We start from the raw sequence: 18,700 nt of genomic DNA on the forward strand, positions 1-18,700 counted from the left end.
TTTGCGGTTCTGCGGGACTTTTGACCCCCCCTACCTGCCCTGCCCCGGCCAGGCCCTGCCTCCACTTCGACGTCTACCAGTGGGACCAGGCACCTTCGACCCGGACAACGCGGCACTGGCGTCTGTGCGGAAGGGTGCCCGAATTCCTCGACGAGCTTTACGATGCGGTCCTGGGCTCACGACGCTGAAGGAGGCCCTGCCATGGGATTGCCCGCATTGGTTCTCGTGCACGGAGGCGGGTTCGCCGCTGATTGTTGGGAGCCCACCATCGACGTGATCCGCAGCCTGGAGCCGGAACTAAAGGTGCTCGCTGTTGATCTGCCGGGGCGGCGAGGGAAGCTCGGTGACCTGATCGCCGCTTCTATCGGCGGCTGGGTGGACTCGGTGGTGTCGGACATCGAGGATGCTGCGCTCGACGACCTGGTGATTGTCGGCCATTCGCTGGCGGGGGTTACCGTCCCCGGTGTTGTCACCAAGCTCGGCTCGGCGCGTGTGCGGGAGATGATCTTGGCCACCGTGCAAGTACCAACCAACGGCAGCGCCCTGGTGGACACGCTTCCCGGGGCGCAGAGCTGGTACGCACGTCGCACCGCGAAACGCTATGTGCAGAAAGGCCGTTCGGTCCGTCCGGGAGGTTTGCCTACTGCGTTGGCGGGGTTTGTATTTTGCAACGGAATGACTCCCGCACAGCGCAGGTTCACGCTGGCTCGGTCCTGTCAGGAATCACCCTCAATCATGATAGAAAAAGTTGACCGCAGCGGTATGCCCGACGATGTGCCACGCACGTGGATACTCACTCGGCGTGATCGTGCCGTCCCGACAAAGATTCAACACGAGTGCATTGCCGCGCTTGGCGGAGTGCAGACGCTCATCGAGATCGACACCTGCCACATGCTGATGGTCAGCGAACCTGAACGGCTGGCAGAGATCCTCGTCGGGCGTTGCCGTTTGTACGAATAGCCCACGCACTAAATCCGTAGCGCCGCAACACCTTCCGGGGGTTAGCGGCAGAGCGCGGAAAGCGTTGGGGCGCTACCCTCACGCGGGCGTGGCACAAACTGGCCCGCAAAGCTGGGGTGCGGGCGATCCGGCTCCACGATGCTCGCCACAGCTGCGGTACGGCGCTGCACCTGCGCGGGGTGCCGCTGGCGGTCATCGCCAAGTGGTTGGGGCATTCCAACGCAGAGACCACGGCCCGCATCTATGCCCACAGCCAGGACGACGCGCTGGCAGCCTGCGCGGTCACGTTGGGTGAAGTTGTCAGGTAGGTGTGTCACCCGTGTGTCATCGGGCTTGAAACGGAACACCCCCGGCCATCGGTCGGGGGTGTTCATGCTGGTCAGGTGGTGCCCCCGGCAGGATTCGAACCTGCGGCCTTCTGCTCCGGAGGCAGACGCTCTATCCCCTGAGCTACGGGGGCGCACAAACAGAGATGGTGCGCCGTCGGGCCCAGCCAGAGTAACGCATCGGCGTGACGGTCGTGACCCCGCCACAGCTCAAGACCCGATCACGACGCCCGCGCCTGCACTCGGGCGCAGCGCCCCAGGTGAGCGCCCGGTGTGCTTCTTCACCAGTCGGTGCAGCGTCGCGGGGTCGGCCAGCCCGACGGACGCGGCGATCTCCTCGAGCGGCATGCGGGTGGTGCGCAACAGATGCAGCGAGCGCTCGAGGCGAACCCGCTGCACCAGCTGGAGCGGGCTGAGGCCCACGGCATTTCGCGTCCGCCGCGCCAGGGTCCGGGTGCTCAGGCCGCAAAACCGGGCCAGCGAGTCGAGCGTGTGCGGCTCGTCCAACCGGGACCGGACGAACCGCTCCAGCGTTGCGACCGTCTCGTCGCGCGCCGCCAGGTGCGAGGGGATGAGGAAGCTCGCCTGCGACGTCCGCTGATCGGCGACGAGCCGGTTCGCCAGCTCGTCGGTGAGCGCGGCGCCGCCGAAATGGCGCATCAGCGCGAGCATCAGGTCGATGTGGGCGAACGCGCTCCCGGCCGTCCAGATCGACCCGTCGCGCACGACCATTTCGTCGATGACGACCCTGGCCGCCGGCGCGACCGCGGCGAGGTCGGCCCCGAGCCACCACGTCGTGACGCAGCGCCGTTGATCGAGCAGCCCGGCCGCGGCCAGGACGAATACCGCCGTGCACGACGCCGCGATTTCCGCGCCGCAGGCGTCGGCGCCCGCCAGCCACTCGGCGGCGACGGCGACGTCGGCACCGGCGAGCCGCTCGGCGATTTCCTCCGGCTGTGCGGCCCCCAGCCCGGGCACCACGACGACGTCTCGCGCGCCGGCGTGCGCCAGGGGGTGCGCGGCGACGGCCAGGCCGCCGCGCAGGGCGACCTGGCTTTCCGGGGAGACGAACCGCAGGTCGAACGCGGGTTTGCCGAGGATTCGATTGGCCGCGGAGACGACGTCGATGGTCACACCCACCGCGCTGGCGCTGGCCCCGTCGAGCACAAGGACATCGAAACCGATCATGTGGCGAATTATGCAAGAAAGCTGTCCGCCTCGCCACTGGATTCTGCGGCGCGGCCGGAGGAGATTACGAGGGCAGGAATCCATTGAGAGGACATGCCATGCCGCTGATGCGCGTAACGCTGACACCCGGCGCCTTCGACGAGGCGGGCAAGGAGCGCCTCGTGACGGGTCTTACCGAGGCGGCGTGCCGCGCCGAGTCGGTGCCCGACCAGCCCCAGCACCGGATGCGGGCCCTGGTCCTGCTGCACGAGCTCTCGCCCGGAGGCTTTTACTCCGCGGGCCTGCCGGCGGACGCCGCGGTCGCCGGCGTCTTCATCGATTGGCAGGTCAGTGCCGGGGTGCTCGACGGGGCCCGCAAGGCGCGATTCGCCGGCGAGATTCAGGAGGTCGCCGCGTCGGCGGCTCAGACCAACGGCGACCGGACGGTCGTCACGTCGTGCGTCATCCACGAAGTGCCCGAAGGCCAGTGGGCTCAGAACGGTGCGATCCGCCGGCTCCCGGACATCGTCCCGATTGCGGGATTCGAGCACCTGACCTCCGTCGCGCCCGGATGATTCGCCCGGCAGACCAGTTGGCGCACGCCATGATTGGCGAGCCGAACTCCCGTTTCCGCCTGCCGACCCCGGCGCTGATCCTGGACGAGGCGGCGCTGGACGCCAACATCGGTCGAATGGCCGATCGCGCCCGCGGCAGGGTCGCCCTGCGCCCGCACGCCAAGACGCACAAATGCTCCTGGATCGCCAAGAAGCAGATCGCCGCCGGCGGGGTGGGGGTCTGCTGCGCCAAAATCGGTGAGGCCGAGGCGCTTTCGGCGGCCGGCGTGCGCGGCATCCTCCTGACGTCGCCGGTCGCCGATCCGCTGACGCCGAAGCGGCTGTGCGACGTGGCGGCGCTCGACCCCGGCTTTGCCTGTGTGGTGGATCATCCCGACCCGGCGACCGCGCTCAGCGCCGAAGCGTGCCGCCGCGGCATGCGCGTCGATGTCCTCGTCGACGTCGACGTGGGGCTCGGCCGCACCGGCGTCTCCGGTCTGCACCGGGCGGTCGCGCTGGCCGAGCACGTCCGCGGGTGCGACGGGTTGACGCTGGCGGGTGTTCAAGGCTACGGCGGTCATTGGCAGCACATCCCCGGCTTCCAAAACCGTTGCGACGCAGTCAAAATAGGCATGGAAACCCTGTCGGCAGTCCTCGACGCGCTGCGCACCGCCGGTCACCGGGTCGGCATCGTCACCGGTGGCGGCACCGGAACCGTCGCGGCCGATCTGACCCTGGGCGTGCTCAACGAATTGCAGCCCGGCTCTTACGTCTTCATGGACGCCCAATATCGCGACGCACTGGGCGACGACGACGACGGCGCCTTCCAAACCAGCATGTGGGTCTCGAGCCAGGTCGTGAGCGCCAACGCCGACGCGATCGTCACCGTCGACGCCGGCCTGAAGGCTTTCGCGACGGACGGACCCATGCCCCGCCCGGTCGGCGCCCGGTTCGGCGGCTCGACGTACGCGTTCTTCGGCGACGAGCACGGCGCACTGACCCGGCCCGCCGGCGCACCCGTCAGCCTCGGGGAACGCGTGGAGTTCACCACGCCGCACTGCGACCCCACCGTCGATCGGTATGACGCGTACCACATCGTCCGCGGCGACCGGCTGGTGGACATCGTGCCGATCGAGGCCGCCCGCGCCAGTCGGTAGCGGCCCAGGCCCCGGTGCGGCCCCGCTGCCCCCTCTAATAGATTCGGGGCCGGGGGACCCTAGCCAATAGGATGGACGCTCGTGACCCCCGCCGACCTGGCCGAGCTGCTCAAAGTCACCGCCGCCGCGGTGCTTGCCGAGCGCGGGCTGGACGCTGCCGCGTTGCCGGCGACGGTCACGGTGGAGCGGCCGCGTAATCCCGATCACGGTGACTACGCCAGCAACCTGGCGCTGCAGCTGGGCAAGAAGGTCGGCGCCAACCCGCGTGAGCTGGCCGGATGGCTCGCCGAAAAGCTGGCCGGCGCCGACGGCATCGCGGCGGCGGAGGTCGCCGGGCCGGGCTTCATCAACCTGCGCCTCGAGGCCTCGGCGCAGGCGGTGGTCGTCACCAACGTCATCGACGCCGGCGACGAGTTCGGGTACTCCGACGACCTGGCCGGCCAGAAGATCAACCTGGAGTTCGTCTCGGCCAACCCCACCGGGCCGATCCACATCGGCGGCACCCGCTGGGCCGCGGTCGGCGACGCGCTGGGCCGGTTGCTGTCCACCCAGGGCGCCGACGTGGTGCGCGAGTACTACTTCAACGACCACGGCGCGCAGATCGACCGGTTCGCGAACTCGTTGATCGCCGCGGCCAAGGGCGAGCCGACGCCGCAAGACGGCTACGCGGGCGCCTACATCAACGACATCGCCGCGCAGGTGCTGCAGAAGGCGCCGGACGCGCTGAGCCTGCCCGAAGCCGAAATGCACGAGACGTTCCGCGAAATCGGCGTCGACCTGATGTTCACCCACATCAAGGAGTCGCTGCACGAGTTCGGCACTGACTTCGACGTCTACACGCACGAAGACTCGATGCACACCAGCGGGCGCGTCGAGCAGGCCATCGCCCGGCTCCGCGGGACCGGCAACGTCTACGAGAAGGACGGCGCAACGTGGTTGCGCACCAGCGCTTTTGGTGACGACAAGGACCGGGTCGTGATCAAGAGCGACGGCAAGCCGGCCTACGTCGCCGGCGACATCGCCTACTACCTGGACAAGCGGCAACGCGGCTTCGACCTGTGCATCTACATGCTCGGCGCCGACCACCACGGCTACATCGCGCGGCTGAAGGCCGTGGCCGCCGCCTTCGGCGAAGACCCCGCCAGCGTCGAGGTGCTGATCGGGCAGCTGGTCAACCTGGTCCGCGACGGCCAGCCGGTCCGGATGAGCAAGCGGGCCGGGACGGTGCTCACGCTCGACGACCTGGTCGACGCGATCGGCGTCGACGCCGCGCGCTACAGCCTGATCCGCTCGTCCGTGGACACCCCGATCGACATCGACCTGGCGCTGTGGTCCTCGGCGTCCAACGAAAACCCGGTCTATTACGTGCAATACGCGCACGCGCGGCTCTCGGCGCTGGCGCGCAACGCCGCCGAGCTCGGCCTGATCCCCGATACCGGGCACCTCGAGCTGCTCAGTCACGACAAGGAGGGCACGCTGCTGCGCAGCATCGGCGATTTCCCTCGGGTGGTGAAAACCGCCGCCGCGCTGCGGGAACCGCATCGGATCTGCCGCTACCTGGAGGACCTCTCCGGCGACTACCACCGGTTCTACGACTCCTGCCGCGTCCTGCCGCAGGGCGACGAGCAGCCCACCGACCTGCACACCGCGCGCCTAGCGCTGTGCCAGGCCGCCCGCCAGGTCATCGCCAACGGCCTGACCATCCTCGGCGTCACCGCACCGGAGCGAATGTGAACGTCCATCCCGCCGGTCCCCGGCACGCCGACGAGACGCGCCACGCCGAAAGCCCGCCCCGCCCGCAATCCCCGGAGGAGCTGTTGCTGCTGGCGCCGAACGTGTGGCCGCGCGGCACAACTCGCGACGAATACGGTGCCGCCGTCATCGGGGGAGTGGCGGTCACCGACCTCGCCCACGAGTACGGGACCCCGTTGTTCGTCGTCGACGAGGACGACTTCCGCTCCCGCTGCCGCGACATGGCGACGGCGTTCGGCGGCGGCCACAACGTTCACTACGCCGCCAAGGCGTTCCTGTGCACCGAGATAGCGCGCTGGATCAACGAGGAGGGCCTGTCGCTGGACGTGTGCACCGGCGGGGAACTGGCCGTTGCGCTGCACGCGGACTTCCCGCCGGAGCGGATCACCCTGCACGGCAACAACAAATCCGTTGCCGAACTGACGGCGGCGGTCAAGGCCGGGGTGGGTCACGTCGTGCTGGACTCGATGATCGAAATCGAGCGCCTCGACGCCATCGCGGGCGAGGCCGGCATCGTTCAGGACGTGCTGGTGCGGCTGACCGTCGGGGTCGAGGCGCACACCCACGAGTTCATCTCCACCGCCCACGAGGACCAGAAGTTCGGGCTGTCGGTGGCCAGCGGCGCCGCGATGGCGGCGGTGCGCCGGGTGTTCGCCACCGACCACCTGCGGCTGGTCGGGTTGCACAGCCACATCGGCTCCCAGATCTTCGACGTCGCCGGCTTCGAGCTCGCCGCGCACCGCGTCATCGGCCTGCTGCACGAGATCGTCGCCGAGTTCGGCGTCGACAAGACGGCCCAGCTGTCGACGGTCGATCTCGGTGGCGGCTTTGGTATCTCGTACCTGGCGGCCGACGATCCCCCGCCGGTGGCCGAGCTGGCGGCCAAGCTGGGCGCCATCGTGCGCAGCGAGTCGGCGGCGGTCGGGCTGCCCACCCCCAGGCTGGTCGTCGAGCCGGGGCGCGCCATCGTCGGACCGGGCGCCATCACCCTATACGAGGTCGGAACCGTCAAGGACGTCGACGTGAGCACGACGGCGCACCGGCGCTACGTCAGCGTCGACGGCGGCATGAGCGACAACATCCGGACCGCGCTCTACGACGCGCAGTACGACGCCCGGCTGGTCTCGCGAGTCAGCGACGCGCCGGCGGAGCTGGCCCGCATCGTCGGAAAGCACTGCGAGACGGGCGATATCGTCGTCCGCGACACCTGGGTCCCGGGGGATCTGCAGCCGGGCGACCTGCTCGGTGTCGCCGCCACCGGCGCCTACTGCTATTCGCTGTCGAGCCGCTACAACATGATCGGCCGTCCCGCGGTGGTGGCCGTGCGCGGTGGGCGCGCCCGCCTGGTGCTGCGCCGGGAGACGGTCGACGATCTCTTGAGTCTGGAAGTGAGGTGACCCGTGCCCGGTAACGAAAAGCCCGTCGGCGTAGCAGTACTCGGGTTGGGCAACGTCGGCAGCGAAGTCGTTCGCATCATCGAGGACAGCGCCGCGGACCTGGCGGCCCGCGTCGGCGCCCCGTTGGTGCTGCGCGGCATCGGGGTGCGTCGCGTGGCCCCCGACCGCGGCGTCCCGATCGGGCTGCTGACCGACAACGTTGACGAGCTGGTGTCCCGCGACGACGTCGACATCGTCGTCGAGTTGATGGGGCCCGTCGAGCCCGCCCGCAAGGCGATCCTGGCCGCGCTCGAACACGGCAAGTCCGTGGTCACGGCCAACAAGGCCCTGCTGTCCATCTCCACCGGGGAGCTGGCCCAGGCGGCCGAAAACGCCCACGTCGACCTGTATTTCGAGGCGGCGGTCGCGGGCGCGATCCCCGTGATCCGCCCGCTCACGCAATCGCTGGCCGGCGACACGGTGCTGCGGGTGGCCGGCATCGTCAACGGCACCACCAACTACATCCTGTCCGAGATGGACAGCACCGGCGCCGACTACGCCAGCGCCCTGGCCGACGCCAGCGCGCTGGGCTACGCGGAGGCCGATCCCACCGCCGACGTCGAGGGCTACGACGCCGCGGCCAAGGCCGCGATCCTGGCCTCCATCGCCTTCCACACCCGGGTGCATGCCGACGACGTCTATCGCGAGGGCATCACCAAGATCACCCCGGCCGACTTCGCGTCCGCGCGGGCGCTGGGCTGCACCATCAAACTGCTGTCCATCTGCGAGCGTGTCACGGGAGATGACGGCCAGCAACGGGTTTCGGCCCGCGTCTACCCCGCGCTGGTGCCGCTGTCGCATCCGTTGGCCACGGTCAGCGGGGCGTTCAACGCGGTGGTGGTCGAGGCCGCGGCCTCGGGGCGGCTGATGTTCTACGGCCAGGGGGCCGGCGGCGCGCCCACCGCGTCGGCGGTCACCGGTGACCTGGTGATGGCCGCCCGCAACCGGGTGCTGGGCAGCCGCGGCCCCAAGGAATCCCGGTACGCCCAGCTTCCCATCGCCCCAATGGGTCTCATCCCCACCCGCTACTACGTCAGCATGAGCGTCGCCGACGAGCCCGGCGTATTGGCATCGGTGGCAACGGAATTCGCCAAGCGCGAGGTGAGCATCGCCGAGGTCCGCCAGGAGGGCATGGTCGACGAGGGCGGCCGGCGGGTCGGGGCCCGCGTCGTGGTGGTCACCCACACCGCCACCGACGCCGCGCTGTCCGAAACCGTCGATGCGCTGGCCGATTTGGACGTCGTGCAGAGCGTGACGAGCGTGCTGCGACTGGAAGGAAACGGCCTGTGAGCATCCCCCGGACCGCCGTCCACCAACCCTGGCCGGGAGTGATCGCGGCCTACCGCGACCGGTTGCCGGTCGGCGACGACTGGACCCCGGTCACCCTCCTGGAGGGCGGCACCCCGCTGATCGCCGCGACCCGGCTCTCGGAAAAGACCGGCTGCACCGTCCATCTCAAGGTCGAGGGCCTCAATCCCACCGGCTCCTTCAAGGACCGGGGCATGACGATGGCGGTCACCGACGCCCTGGCCCGCGGCCAGCGGGCCGTGCTGTGCGCATCGACCGGTAACACCTCCGCCTCGGCGGCGGCGTACGCCGCGCGCGCCGGCATCACCTGCGCGGTGCTGATACCGCAGGGCAAGATCGCGATGGGCAAGCTGGCGCAGGCGGTCATGCACGGCGCCAAGATCATCCAGATCGACGGCAACTTCGACGACTGCCTGGAACTCGCCCGCAAGATGACCGCCGACTTCCCGACGATCTCGCTGGTGAACTCGGTGAACCCAGTGCGCATCGAGGGTCAGAAGACGGCCGCGTTCGAGATCGTCGACGCGCTGGGCGCCGCCCCCGACGTGCACGCGCTTCCGGTCGGCAACGCCGGCAACATCACCGCGTACTGGAAGGGCTACACCGAGTATCACCACGAGGGCCTGATCGACACGTTGCCCCGCATGCTCGGCGCTCAGGCCGCCGGCGCCGCGCCGCTGGTGCACGGCGAACCGGTCCGCAACCCGGAGACCATCGCCACCGCGATCCGCATCGGCGCCCCGGCGTCGTGGACGGCCGCGGTCGCGGCGCAGCAACAGTCCAACGGCCGCTTCCTGGCCGTCACGGACGAGGAGATCCTGGCGGCATACCATCTCGTGGCCGCCTCCGAGGGCGTCTTCGTCGAGCCGGCGTCCGCCGCCAGCATCGCCGGGCTGCTCAAGGCCGTCGACGACGGCTGGGTGGCTCGCGGCTCCACGGTGGTCTGCACGGTGACCGGCAACGGCCTCAAGGATCCCGACACCGCGCTGAAGGACATGCCGACCGTGTCCCCGTTGCCGGTCGATCCCGTCCTCGTCGTTGAACGACTGGGTCTCGCGTAAGACATGACGGTTCAGATGCTGCCCGCCGGGCTGGTGGCCAGCGCCGTGGTGTCGGCGTCCAGCGCCAATCTCGGCCCCGGGTTCGACAGCATCGGCCTGGCGCTGGACCTGCGCGACGAGATCGTCGTGGAGACAACCGATTCCGGGCTGCAAGTGGTGGTCGAGGGTGAGGGCGCCGACCAGGTGCCGCTCGGCGCCGACCATCTGGTCGTGCGCGCGGTCCGGCGCGGGCTGGACGCCGTGGGCGTCGGCGCGCCCGGTCTGGTGGTGCGCTGCCGCAACGCCATCCCGCACTCCCGTGGCCTGGGCTCCTCGGCGGCGGCCGTCACCGGGGGTCTGGCAGCGGTGAACGGGCTTGTGGCGCAGACTGATTCGGCCCCACTGAGCGTCGATCAGCTGATCCAGCTGTGCTCGGAATTCGAGGGGCACCCAGACAACGCCGCGGCCGCGGTGCTGGGCGGCGCGGTGGTCTCCTGGACCGACAGCACCGGTGACCGGCCCCGCTACTCGGCGGTATCGCTTCGGCTGCACCAGGACATCCACCTGTTCTGCGCGATTCCCGAGGAACGCTCGCTGACCGCCGAGACCCGGGTGCTGCTGCCCAGCCTGGTCGGCCACGACGAGGCCAGCTTCAACGTGAGCCGGGCCGCGTTGCTGGTCGTCGCGCTCACCGAACGCCCCGACATGCTGATGCCGGCCACCGAAGACCTGCTGCACCAACCCCAACGCGCCCCCGCCATGCGGGCATCGGCGGAATATTTGCGGCTGTTGCGGCGTCATAGCATCGCAGCGACGCTTTCCGGGGCTGGTCCCTCGCTGATCGCACTGAGCACAGAGTCGGAGTTACCCACGGAGGCGCTGGAGTACGGCGCCGCGCACGGATTTGCCGTCACCAAGATGTCCGCTGGCGAAGGAGTTCGCTGGAGCCCGGGCGTCACCGTCGCCGGTTAATCCACAGCGTGGCCGGAGGGTTTGCTTGCTTCCGCTCCGGATGCAGGTTATCCTCGGAGCCGTCCAGCAATCGCAGCATCTGCATCTGCAACTGCCTTGCCGCTAGGACAACACCAATTCTTCTCGTGAACGAGGTTCGCCGTCTTCTCCGCCGATCCGGGCGATCACCGTTGCAGAGTCGATGATTGGGCGCACTCGGCAAATTGGCTGAATGCAACGAACCCCCGTATGACCTGATCAGCGGGGGAAGAAAGGAACTCCGTGACAGATACGGACCTATTCACGGCTGGCGAAAACACCGATAGCAATCACGCTTCGGACGCCGTGACCACAGACACACCCGACGTGAAAACCAACGCCTCGGCCGGCTCCCTGTCCACCATGGTGCTGCCCGAGCTGCGTGCGCTGGCCAGCCAGGCCGGCGTCAAGGGGACGTCGGGGATGCGCAAGAACGAACTGATCGCCGCGATAAAGGAAGTCAGGGGACAGGCCAACGGGACTGCGGCCCCGGCCGCCCCGGACACCGCCCCGGCGGACAGCGGCAAATCCGACAAATCCGACACGGCCACCGCCGATGCACCGGCGGAAGCGCCGGCCGCGCAAGGGGAACAGAACGGTTCCACCGGCGAGGCGCCGCGCCGCGAACGACGCGGGGCCTCCCGCGACGCGGGATCACCGTCCGAAGAGCGCGATCGCGACGACGCGGACACCCAAAAGGGTGGCGCCAACCGCGAAGCCGACAAGCGCCAGGACCGCCAACAGGACACCAAGACCGACGAGCGCGGCGGTGACCAGGGCGGCCAGCAGAATCGCGGCGGCTCGAACCAGCAGGACGACGACGGCGAAGGCCGTCAGGGCCGGCGGGGACGCCGGTTCCGCGACCGCGACCGCCGTCGCCGCGGCGAACGGTCGGGCGAAGGGGCCGACACCGAACTGCGTGAGGACGACGTCGTCCAGCCCGTCGCCGGAATCCTTGACGTGCTCGACAATTACGCGTTCGTGCGCACCTCCGGCTACCTGGCCGGCCCGCACGACGTCTACGTCTCCATGAACATGGTGCGCAAGAACGGCCTGCGCCGCGGCGACGCGGTGACCGGCGCGGTTCGGGTGCCCCGCGACGGCGAGCAGCCCAACCAGCGGCAGAAGTTCAACCCGTTGGTGCGCCTGGACAGCGTCAACGGCGGCTCGGTCGAAGAGGCCAAGAAGCGGCCCGATTTCTCCAAGCTGACGCCGTTGTACCCCAACCAGCGGCTGCGCCTGGAGACCACGCCGGACCGGTTGACGACGCGCGTCATCGACCTGATCATGCCGATCGGCAAGGGCCAGCGCGCGCTGATCGTGTCGCCGCCCAAGGCGGGTAAGACGACGATCCTGCAGGACATCGCCAACGCGATCACCAAGAACAACCCGGAATGCCACCTCATGGTCGTCCTCGTCGACGAGCGGCCCGAGGAGGTCACCGACATGACGCGCTCGGTCAAGGGCGAGGTCATCGCCTCGACGTTCGACCGGCCGCCGTCGGACCACACCTCGGTCGCCGAGCTGGCCATCGAACGCGCCAAGCGGCTCGTCGAGCAGGGCAAGGACGTCGTGGTGCTGCTCGACTCGATCACCCGCCTGGGCCGCGCCTACAACAACGCGTCGCCCGCGTCGGGCCGGATCCTCTCCGGTGGTGTCGATTCCACCGCGCTGTATCCGCCGAAGCGCTTCCTCGGCGCGGCCCGCAACATCGAGGAGGGCGGGTCGCTGACCATCATCGCCACCGCGATGGTCGAGACCGGGTCCACCGGTGACACGGTCATCTTCGAGGAGTTCAAGGGCACCGGTAACGCCGAGCTCAAGCTGGACCGCAAGATCTCCGAGCGCCGGGTCTTCCCCGCGGTCGACGTGAATCCGTCCGGCACCCGCAAGGACGAGCTGCTGCTCTCGCCCGACGAGTTCGCCATCGTGCACAAGCTGCGCCGCGTGCTGTCGGGTCTGGACCCCCACCAGGCCATCGACCTGCTGATGTCGCAGCTGCGCAAGACGAAGACCAACTACGAGTTCCTGGTGCAGGTGTCCAAGACGACCCCCGGGTCGATGGACAACGACTAAAGCAGACCCAGCGGCCGTGGCGGAGACGCTGCAGCAACTGCTTCGGCAGCGCTCGGACCAGGACACGCCGGCGCTGAAGTACGCCGACCGAGTCTGGACCTGGCGTGAGCACCTGGCCGACGCGGCCACCATGGCGGCCGCCGTCATCGGCGTCGCCGATCCGGACCGCCCGCTGCACGTGGGCGCCCTGCTGGGCAACACCCCCGAGATGCTGACGGCCATGGCGTCGGCGGCGCTCGGCGGCTACGTGCTGTGCGGCATCAACGACACCCGCCGCGGCGCCGCGCTGGCCCGCGACATCGCGCGCGCCGACTGCCAGATCCTGCTCACCGATCCGGCGCACAAAGGGCTGCTGGACGGCCTGGACCTGCCCGGCGTGCGGGTCTTCGACGTGTCCGGCGAGCCGTGGCGGGCGCTGCTGGCCGGCGCCGGAACGCTGACCCCGCATCGCGAGGTCGCGCCGACCGACACCTTCATGATGTTGTTCACCTCCGGCACCAGCGGCGACCCGAAGGCCGTGCGGGTCACCCACCTCGTCGTGCTGTTCGCCGGGGCGACGCTGATCGGGCGGTTCGGGCTCGACGCCTCCGACGTCTGCTACCTGTCGATGCCGCTGTTTCACGCCAACGCGCTGTACGCCGGGTGGAGCGTGGCAGTGGGCACCGGCGCGGCCATGGCCCCCGCGACTTTTTCGGCGTCCGGGCTGCTGGCCGACCTGCGCCGGTACGGGGCCACCTTCATGAACTACGTCGGCAAACCGCTGGCCTTCGTGCTGGCCACGCCGGAGCGACCCGACGACCGCGACAACCCGCTGCGGGTCGCGGTCGGCAACGAGGCGAGCGATCGCGACATCGCCGAGTTCAGCAGGCGGTTCGACTGCACGGTGTGGGACGGCTTCGGCTCCACCGAGGGCGCCATCGTCATCACCCGCGAGGACGGCTGCCCGCCCGGGTCGCTGGGCCGGGGCTTCCCCGGCGTCGCCATCTACAACCCCGACACCCTGGCCGAGTGCACGACCGCCACCTTCCGCGACGGCGCCCTGACCAACGCCGACGAGGCGATCGGGGAGCTGGTCAACACCACCGGCGCGGGGCTGTTCGCCGGCTATTACAACGACTCGGAGGCCACCGACGCGCGGATGCGGCACGGCATGTTCTGGTCGGGCGACCTCGCCTACAAAGACGCCGACGGGTGGATCTATTTCGCCGGGCGCAGCGGCGACTGGTTGCGCGTCGACGGCGAAAACATGACCACGGCGCCCATCGAGCGGATCTTGCAGCGGTTGGCACCGGTCAGCCACGTCGCGGTGTACGCGGTGCCCGACGAACACCCCGGTGACCAGGTGATGGCGGCGATCGTGCTGGCCGACGGCGCGGAGCTGACCCCCGAGGAATTCGGCCGGTTCCTGGCCGATCAGCCCGACCTGTCGCCCAAGGCGTGGCCCCGCCACGTCTGGCTCGCCGACCGGTTGCCGATCACGGCGACCAACAAGATCCTCAAACGCGAGCTCAGCGCGCTGGGCGCGACACCGGGCGGCGGCGCGGTGTGGACGCGCGACGCAAAAAGCCGCGTCTACCGCGACGCGTCTCGGCCCTGAGCAGCCGGGAATGCGGGCGACCAGCTCGCTGTTTGGGCTGATGTAGGTTGACCTGGCATAATCGACGGTCGACTACCCCAGGACCTGATCAGGTTCCCGGAGTTCGCGCCCGGTCCGGGCGGCAAACGATCGAAGAGGACATCATGAAAGCTGACATTCATCCCGCGTACGGGGAGACCACCGTGCACTGCGGGTGCGGGAACACCTTCACCACGCGCAGCACCAAGCCCGGCGGGCAGATCCACGTCGAGGTCTGCTCGCAGTGCCACCCCTTCTACACCGGCAAGCAGAAGATCCTCGACAGCGGCGGCCGGGTGGCCCGCTTCGAGAAGCGCTACGGCAAGCGCAAGGCCGCGGCCGACGCGGCCGAGTCGACCGACAAATAGCTGGCTTACCGACGCCCGAACTGTGCGAGCAGCACAGGCCGGGCGTCGGTTTGTGTCCGGGGCAGTCGGTCGCGTTTCAGAGAGGAGGCCAGCGTGACGAAGCCGGTACAGACCATCGACGTGTTGCTTGCCGAACACGCCGAGCTCGAGAAGCGCCTGGCCGACCCCGAACTGCACAGCAATCCCGACGAGGCGCGCAAGGCGGGACGCCGGTTCGCCCGGTTGGCCCCGATCGTCGCCACGCACCGCAAGCTGGAGGCCGCGCGCGGTGACCTCGAGGCCGCGCGCGAGCTGGCCGCCGACGACGAGTCGTTCGCCGATGAGGTGACCGAGCTCGAGGCGCGGGTGGGCGAGCTGGACACGCAACTCACCGACATGCTTGCGCCGCGCGACCCGCATGACGCCGACGACATCGTCCTCGAGGTCAAATCCGGTGAGGGCGGCGAGGAATCGGCGTTGTTCGCCGCCGACCTGGCCCGGATGTACATCCGCTACGCCGAGCGGCACGGCTGGAACGTCACCGTGCTCGACGAAACCACCTCGGATCTGGGTGGCTACAAGGACGCGACGCTCGCGATCGCCAGCAAGGGCGACGCGGCCGAAGGGGTATGGTCGCGGATGAAGTTCGAGGGCGGGGTGCACCGGGTGCAACGCGTTCCGGTGACGGAATCCCAAGGCCGCGTTCACACTTCGGCGGCGGGCGTGCTGGTCTACCCCGAGCCCGAGGAAGTCGGCGAGGTGCAGATCGACGAGTCCGACCTGCGAATCGACGTGTACCGCTCGTCCGGCAAGGGCGGGCAGGGCGTCAACACCACCGACTCCGCGGTCCGGATCACGCACCTGCCCACCGGGATCGTCGTCACCTGTCAAAACGAGCGGTCGCAGCTGCAGAACAAGGCCCGCGCGCTGCAGGTGCTGGCCGCCCGCCTGCAGGCCCTCGCGGAGGAAAAGGCGCTGGCCGACGCCTCGGCCGACCGCGCCAGCCAGGTCCGCACCGTGGACCGCAGCGAGCGGATCCGCACCTACAACTTCCCGGAGAACCGGATCACCGATCACCGAATCGGTTTCAAGGCACACAATCTCGATCAGGTGCTCGACGGCGACCTCGACGCGTTGTTCGACGCGCTCGCCGCCGCCGACAAGCAAGCGAGGCTGCAACAGGCATGACGCTGCGGCACGCGATCGACTCCGCTGCGGCGCAGCTCGCCGCGGCCGGGATCGGTTCCGCGCGCTACGACGCCGAGGAGCTGGCGGCCCACCTGGCCGGCACCGAACGCGGACGGCTGAGGTTGCTCGAGTCGCCGGGCGACGAATTCTTCGGGCGTTATCGCGACATCGTGCGAGCGCGCGCGCAGCGGGTGCCGTTGCAGCATCTCACCGGCACGGCGGCGTTCGGGCCGGTGACGCTGCGCGTCGGCCCCGGCGTGTTCATCCCGCGCCCGGAGACCGAGGCCATGCTGGAATGGGCTACCGCCCAACCACTCCCGGCCCGGCCCGTGATCGTCGACCTGTGCACCGGATCGGGCGCCCTGGCCCTAGCGCTGTCCCGGCACCGGCCCGCCGCGCGGGTGATCGCCATCGACGACTCCGAATCGGCCCTCGGCTACGCGCGCCATAACGCCGCCGGCACCGCCGTGGAACTCGTGCGCGCCGACGTCACCGCCGCCGGATTGCTCGCCGAGCTCGACGGAAGCGTCGACCTGGTGGTGGCCAACCCGCCCTACGTTCCCGACGATCATGCGGTGGAAGCCGAAGTGGCCCAACATGATCCGCCACACGCGGTGTTCGGCGGGCCGGACGGGATGGCGGTCATCGCCGCCGTCGTCCGACTCGCGGGACGCTGGCTGCGCCCGGGCGGCCGGTTCGCCGTCGAGCACGACGACACCACGTCGTCCCGAACCGTCGAATTGATCCAAACCACGGGGCTTTTCGAGGGCATCGAGGCACGCCGGGATCTGGCCGGACGGCCGAGGTTCGTCACCGCGCGAAGGGGGGAGCGGTGACCACGGTGTTCGACTGCTCCGATCCCGACCAGCGTTCGGTCGGAATCGCCTCGGCCGTCGGGGCGGTCAAGAACGGCCGGCTCGTCGTGCTGCCGACCGACACCGTGTACGGCATCGGCGCCGACGCGTTCGACAGCACCGCGGTCGCCGCGCTGCTCGCGGCGAAGGGGCGGGGCCGGGACATGCCGGTGGGCGTCCTCGTCGGCTCCTGGCACACCATCGAGGGCCTGGTCTACACGATGCCCGACGGGGCGCGGGATCTGATCCGCGCCTTCTGGCCGGGCGCGCTGAGCCTGGTGGTCACGCAGGCGCCGTCGCTGCACTGGGACCTCGGCGACGCCCGCGGCACCGTGATGCTGCGGATGCCGCTGCACCCGGTGGCCATCGAGCTGCTGCGCGAGGTCGGGCCCATGGCGGTGTCCAGCGCCAATGTCTCCGGCCGCCCGCCCGCGGTGCAGGCCGACGAGGCCCGCGACCAGCTCGGCGATCTGGTGGACGTCTATCTCGACGCGGGCCGCTCGCAGCAGCAGGCCGCCTCCACGATCGTCGACCTGACCGGTGAGGCTCCGCGCATTCTGCGGGCGGGCCCGGTCAGCGCCGAGCGGATCGCCGACGTGCTCGGCACCGACCCCGCAAGCCTGATCGCGTAGTCCGATTGCTCGGCTCCTCCTCACGCCGCTACGCGGCGCGCATCGTCGCCGAGCTAGCGCGAGCGCGGCCAGTCCGGCCTCAGCTCGGTGCAGTACGGTTTCGTTGGTGTCCAGCCTTGCCGGTGGTCTGCTCGCCCTGTCCGATCGCGGCACCGGCGTCCCGTTGCGCGAGCTGGCCGTTGTCGGGCTGACCGCCGCGATCGTCACGTACTTCGCGACCGGACCGGTGCGCGTGCTGGCCACCCGGCTGGGAGCCGTCGCCTACCCACGGGAACGGGACGTGCACGTCACCCCCACCCCGCGCATGGGCGGGCTGGCCATGTTTCTCGGCGTGATCTCGGCCGTCTTTCTGGCATGGCAGCTGCCGGCGCTCACCCGCGGCTTCGTCTACTCCACCGGCATGCCCGCCGTCCTGGTGGCCGCCGCGGTGATCGTGGGCATCGGCCTGATCGACGACCGCTGGGGCCTGGACGCCCTGACCAAGTTCGCCGGCCAGATCACCGCGGCCAGCGTGCTGGTCACCATGGGCGTCGCCTGGAGCGTGCTGTACATCCCGATCGGCGGCGTCGGAACGATCGTGCTGGACCAGGCGTCGTCGATCCTGCTCACCCTGGCGCTGACGGTGTCGGTCGTCAACGCGATGAACTTCGTCGACGGGCTCGACGGGCTGGCCGCCGGGCTGGGGCTCATCATGGCGATGGCGATCTGCCTGTTCTCGGTCGGCCTGTTGCGCGACCACGGCGGCGACGTTCTGTTCTATCCGCCCGCTGTCATCTCGGTGGTGCTGGCGGGGGCCTGCCTTGGCTTTCTGCCGCACAACTTCCACCGCGCCAGGATCTTCATGGGCGACTCCGGCTCGATGCTGATCGGCCTGATGATCTCCGCGGCCGCGACGACGGCGGCCGGCCCGGTTTCGCAAAACGCCTACGGCGCCCGCGACGTGTTTGCTCTGCTGTCACCGTTCCTGCTGGTGGCGGCAGTGATTTTCGTGCCGATGCTCGACCTTTTACTGGCGATAGTGCGCCGCACCCGCGCGGGCCGCAGCGCATTCAGCCCGGACAAAATGCACCTGCATCACCGGTTGCTGCAGATCGGCCATTCGCATCGCCGGGTGGTGCTGCTCATCTATTTATGGGTGGGCATTGTCGCGTTCGGCGCCGCCAGCACAATTTTTTTCAACCCGCGCGACACCGGCGCGGTGATGCTGGGGGCGATCGTGGTCGCCGGAGTGGCGACGGCGATCCCGCTCCTGCGCCGCCGCGACGAATTTGCCGACGAGGATTAGAACGAGCCTACGA

Annotated in this window: 16 protein-coding genes, 1 tRNA gene and 1 pseudogene; 16 read left to right on the forward strand and 2 right to left on the reverse strand. The window is 69.5% G+C overall.

Annotated elements, in window-relative coordinates; genetic code table 11:
- Window positions 1–201: 201 nt before the first annotated feature.
- The gene (locus tag AC5Y7V_RS14275; RefSeq protein ID WP_499880706.1) at window positions 202–960 is read left to right on the forward strand and encodes an alpha/beta fold hydrolase; all 759 of its coding nucleotides are present in this window, start codon (window positions 202–204) and stop codon (window positions 958–960) included.
- A gap of 86 nt (window positions 961–1,046) precedes the next feature.
- A pseudogene (locus AC5Y7V_RS14280) lies at window positions 1,047–1,268 on the forward strand (tyrosine-type recombinase/integrase); the annotation flags it as partial.
- A 76-nt stretch (window positions 1,269–1,344) separates the two neighbouring features.
- Here the strand turns inward: AC5Y7V_RS14280 and AC5Y7V_RS14285 are convergent.
- A tRNA-Arg gene (locus AC5Y7V_RS14285) sits at window positions 1,345–1,420 on the reverse strand.
- 76 nt (window positions 1,421–1,496) lie between these two features.
- Window positions 1,497–2,474, reverse strand: a complete 978-nt coding sequence (locus AC5Y7V_RS14290; protein ID WP_499880707.1) for a GlxA family transcriptional regulator — start codon at window positions 2,472–2,474, stop codon at window positions 1,497–1,499.
- A 107-nt stretch (window positions 2,475–2,581) separates the two neighbouring features.
- Between AC5Y7V_RS14290 and AC5Y7V_RS14295 the strand changes: the two genes are divergently transcribed.
- From AC5Y7V_RS14295 to AC5Y7V_RS14360, 14 genes are all read left to right on the forward strand, one after another.
- Entirely contained in the window at window positions 2,582–3,028 is a 447-nt protein-coding gene (locus tag AC5Y7V_RS14295) for a hypothetical protein (RefSeq protein WP_499880708.1), read from the forward strand.
- Window positions 3,029–3,057: 29 nt separating this feature from the next.
- Window positions 3,058–4,164, forward strand: a complete 1,107-nt coding sequence (locus AC5Y7V_RS14300; protein ID WP_499880709.1) for an alanine racemase — start codon at window positions 3,058–3,060, stop codon at window positions 4,162–4,164.
- An 81-nt stretch (window positions 4,165–4,245) separates the two neighbouring features.
- Entirely contained in the window at window positions 4,246–5,898 is a 1,653-nt protein-coding gene (argS, locus tag AC5Y7V_RS14305) for an arginine--tRNA ligase (protein ID WP_499880710.1), read from the forward strand.
- Window positions 5,895–7,313 (forward strand): diaminopimelate decarboxylase, encoded by a 1,419-nt coding sequence (lysA, locus tag AC5Y7V_RS14310; protein ID WP_499880711.1) that lies wholly within the window; start codon window positions 5,895–5,897, stop codon window positions 7,311–7,313. Before argS ends, lysA begins: the two co-directional genes overlap by 4 nt.
- 3 nt (window positions 7,314–7,316) lie before the next feature.
- The gene (locus AC5Y7V_RS14315; RefSeq protein ID WP_499880712.1) at window positions 7,317–8,642 is read left to right on the forward strand and encodes a homoserine dehydrogenase; all 1,326 of its coding nucleotides are present in this window, start codon (window positions 7,317–7,319) and stop codon (window positions 8,640–8,642) included.
- The gene (thrC, locus tag AC5Y7V_RS14320) at window positions 8,639–9,721 is read left to right on the forward strand and encodes a threonine synthase (protein WP_499880713.1); all 1,083 of its coding nucleotides are present in this window, start codon (window positions 8,639–8,641) and stop codon (window positions 9,719–9,721) included. Before AC5Y7V_RS14315 ends, thrC begins: the two co-directional genes overlap by 4 nt.
- A gap of 3 nt (window positions 9,722–9,724) precedes the next feature.
- The gene (gene thrB / locus AC5Y7V_RS14325) at window positions 9,725–10,672 is read left to right on the forward strand and encodes a homoserine kinase (RefSeq protein ID WP_499880714.1); all 948 of its coding nucleotides are present in this window, start codon (window positions 9,725–9,727) and stop codon (window positions 10,670–10,672) included.
- 261 nt (window positions 10,673–10,933) lie between these two features.
- Window positions 10,934–12,766, forward strand: coding sequence for a transcription termination factor Rho (rho, locus tag AC5Y7V_RS14330; protein WP_499880715.1), 1,833 nt, complete (start codon window positions 10,934–10,936; stop codon window positions 12,764–12,766).
- A 16-nt stretch (window positions 12,767–12,782) separates the two neighbouring features.
- Window positions 12,783–14,363, forward strand: coding sequence for a fatty-acid--CoA ligase FadD1 (fadD1, locus tag AC5Y7V_RS14335; protein ID WP_499880716.1), 1,581 nt, complete (start codon window positions 12,783–12,785; stop codon window positions 14,361–14,363).
- 143 nt (window positions 14,364–14,506) lie between these two features.
- On the forward strand, window positions 14,507–14,749 hold the full coding sequence (rpmE, locus tag AC5Y7V_RS14340) for a 50S ribosomal protein L31 (RefSeq protein ID WP_499880717.1): 243 nt from the start codon (window positions 14,507–14,509) through the stop codon (window positions 14,747–14,749).
- A gap of 93 nt (window positions 14,750–14,842) precedes the next feature.
- Complete coding sequence (prfA, locus tag AC5Y7V_RS14345) at window positions 14,843–15,916, forward strand: peptide chain release factor 1 (protein ID WP_499880718.1); 1,074 nt, start codon at window positions 14,843–14,845, stop codon at window positions 15,914–15,916.
- On the forward strand, window positions 15,913–16,752 hold the full coding sequence (gene prmC / locus AC5Y7V_RS14350; RefSeq protein WP_499880719.1) for a peptide chain release factor N(5)-glutamine methyltransferase: 840 nt from the start codon (window positions 15,913–15,915) through the stop codon (window positions 16,750–16,752). Before prfA ends, prmC begins: the two co-directional genes overlap by 4 nt.
- Window positions 16,749–17,402: an L-threonylcarbamoyladenylate synthase gene (locus tag AC5Y7V_RS14355; protein ID WP_499880720.1), complete on the forward strand. Its 654-nt coding sequence runs from the start codon at window positions 16,749–16,751 to the stop codon at window positions 17,400–17,402. Before prmC ends, AC5Y7V_RS14355 begins: the two co-directional genes overlap by 4 nt.
- A gap of 103 nt (window positions 17,403–17,505) precedes the next feature.
- Window positions 17,506–18,687: a glycosyltransferase family 4 protein gene (locus AC5Y7V_RS14360; protein ID WP_499880721.1), complete on the forward strand. Its 1,182-nt coding sequence runs from the start codon at window positions 17,506–17,508 to the stop codon at window positions 18,685–18,687.
- The last annotated feature ends 13 nt before the right edge of the window (window positions 18,688–18,700 follow it).

This window comes from Mycobacterium sp. NGS34 (assembly GCF_059812845.1).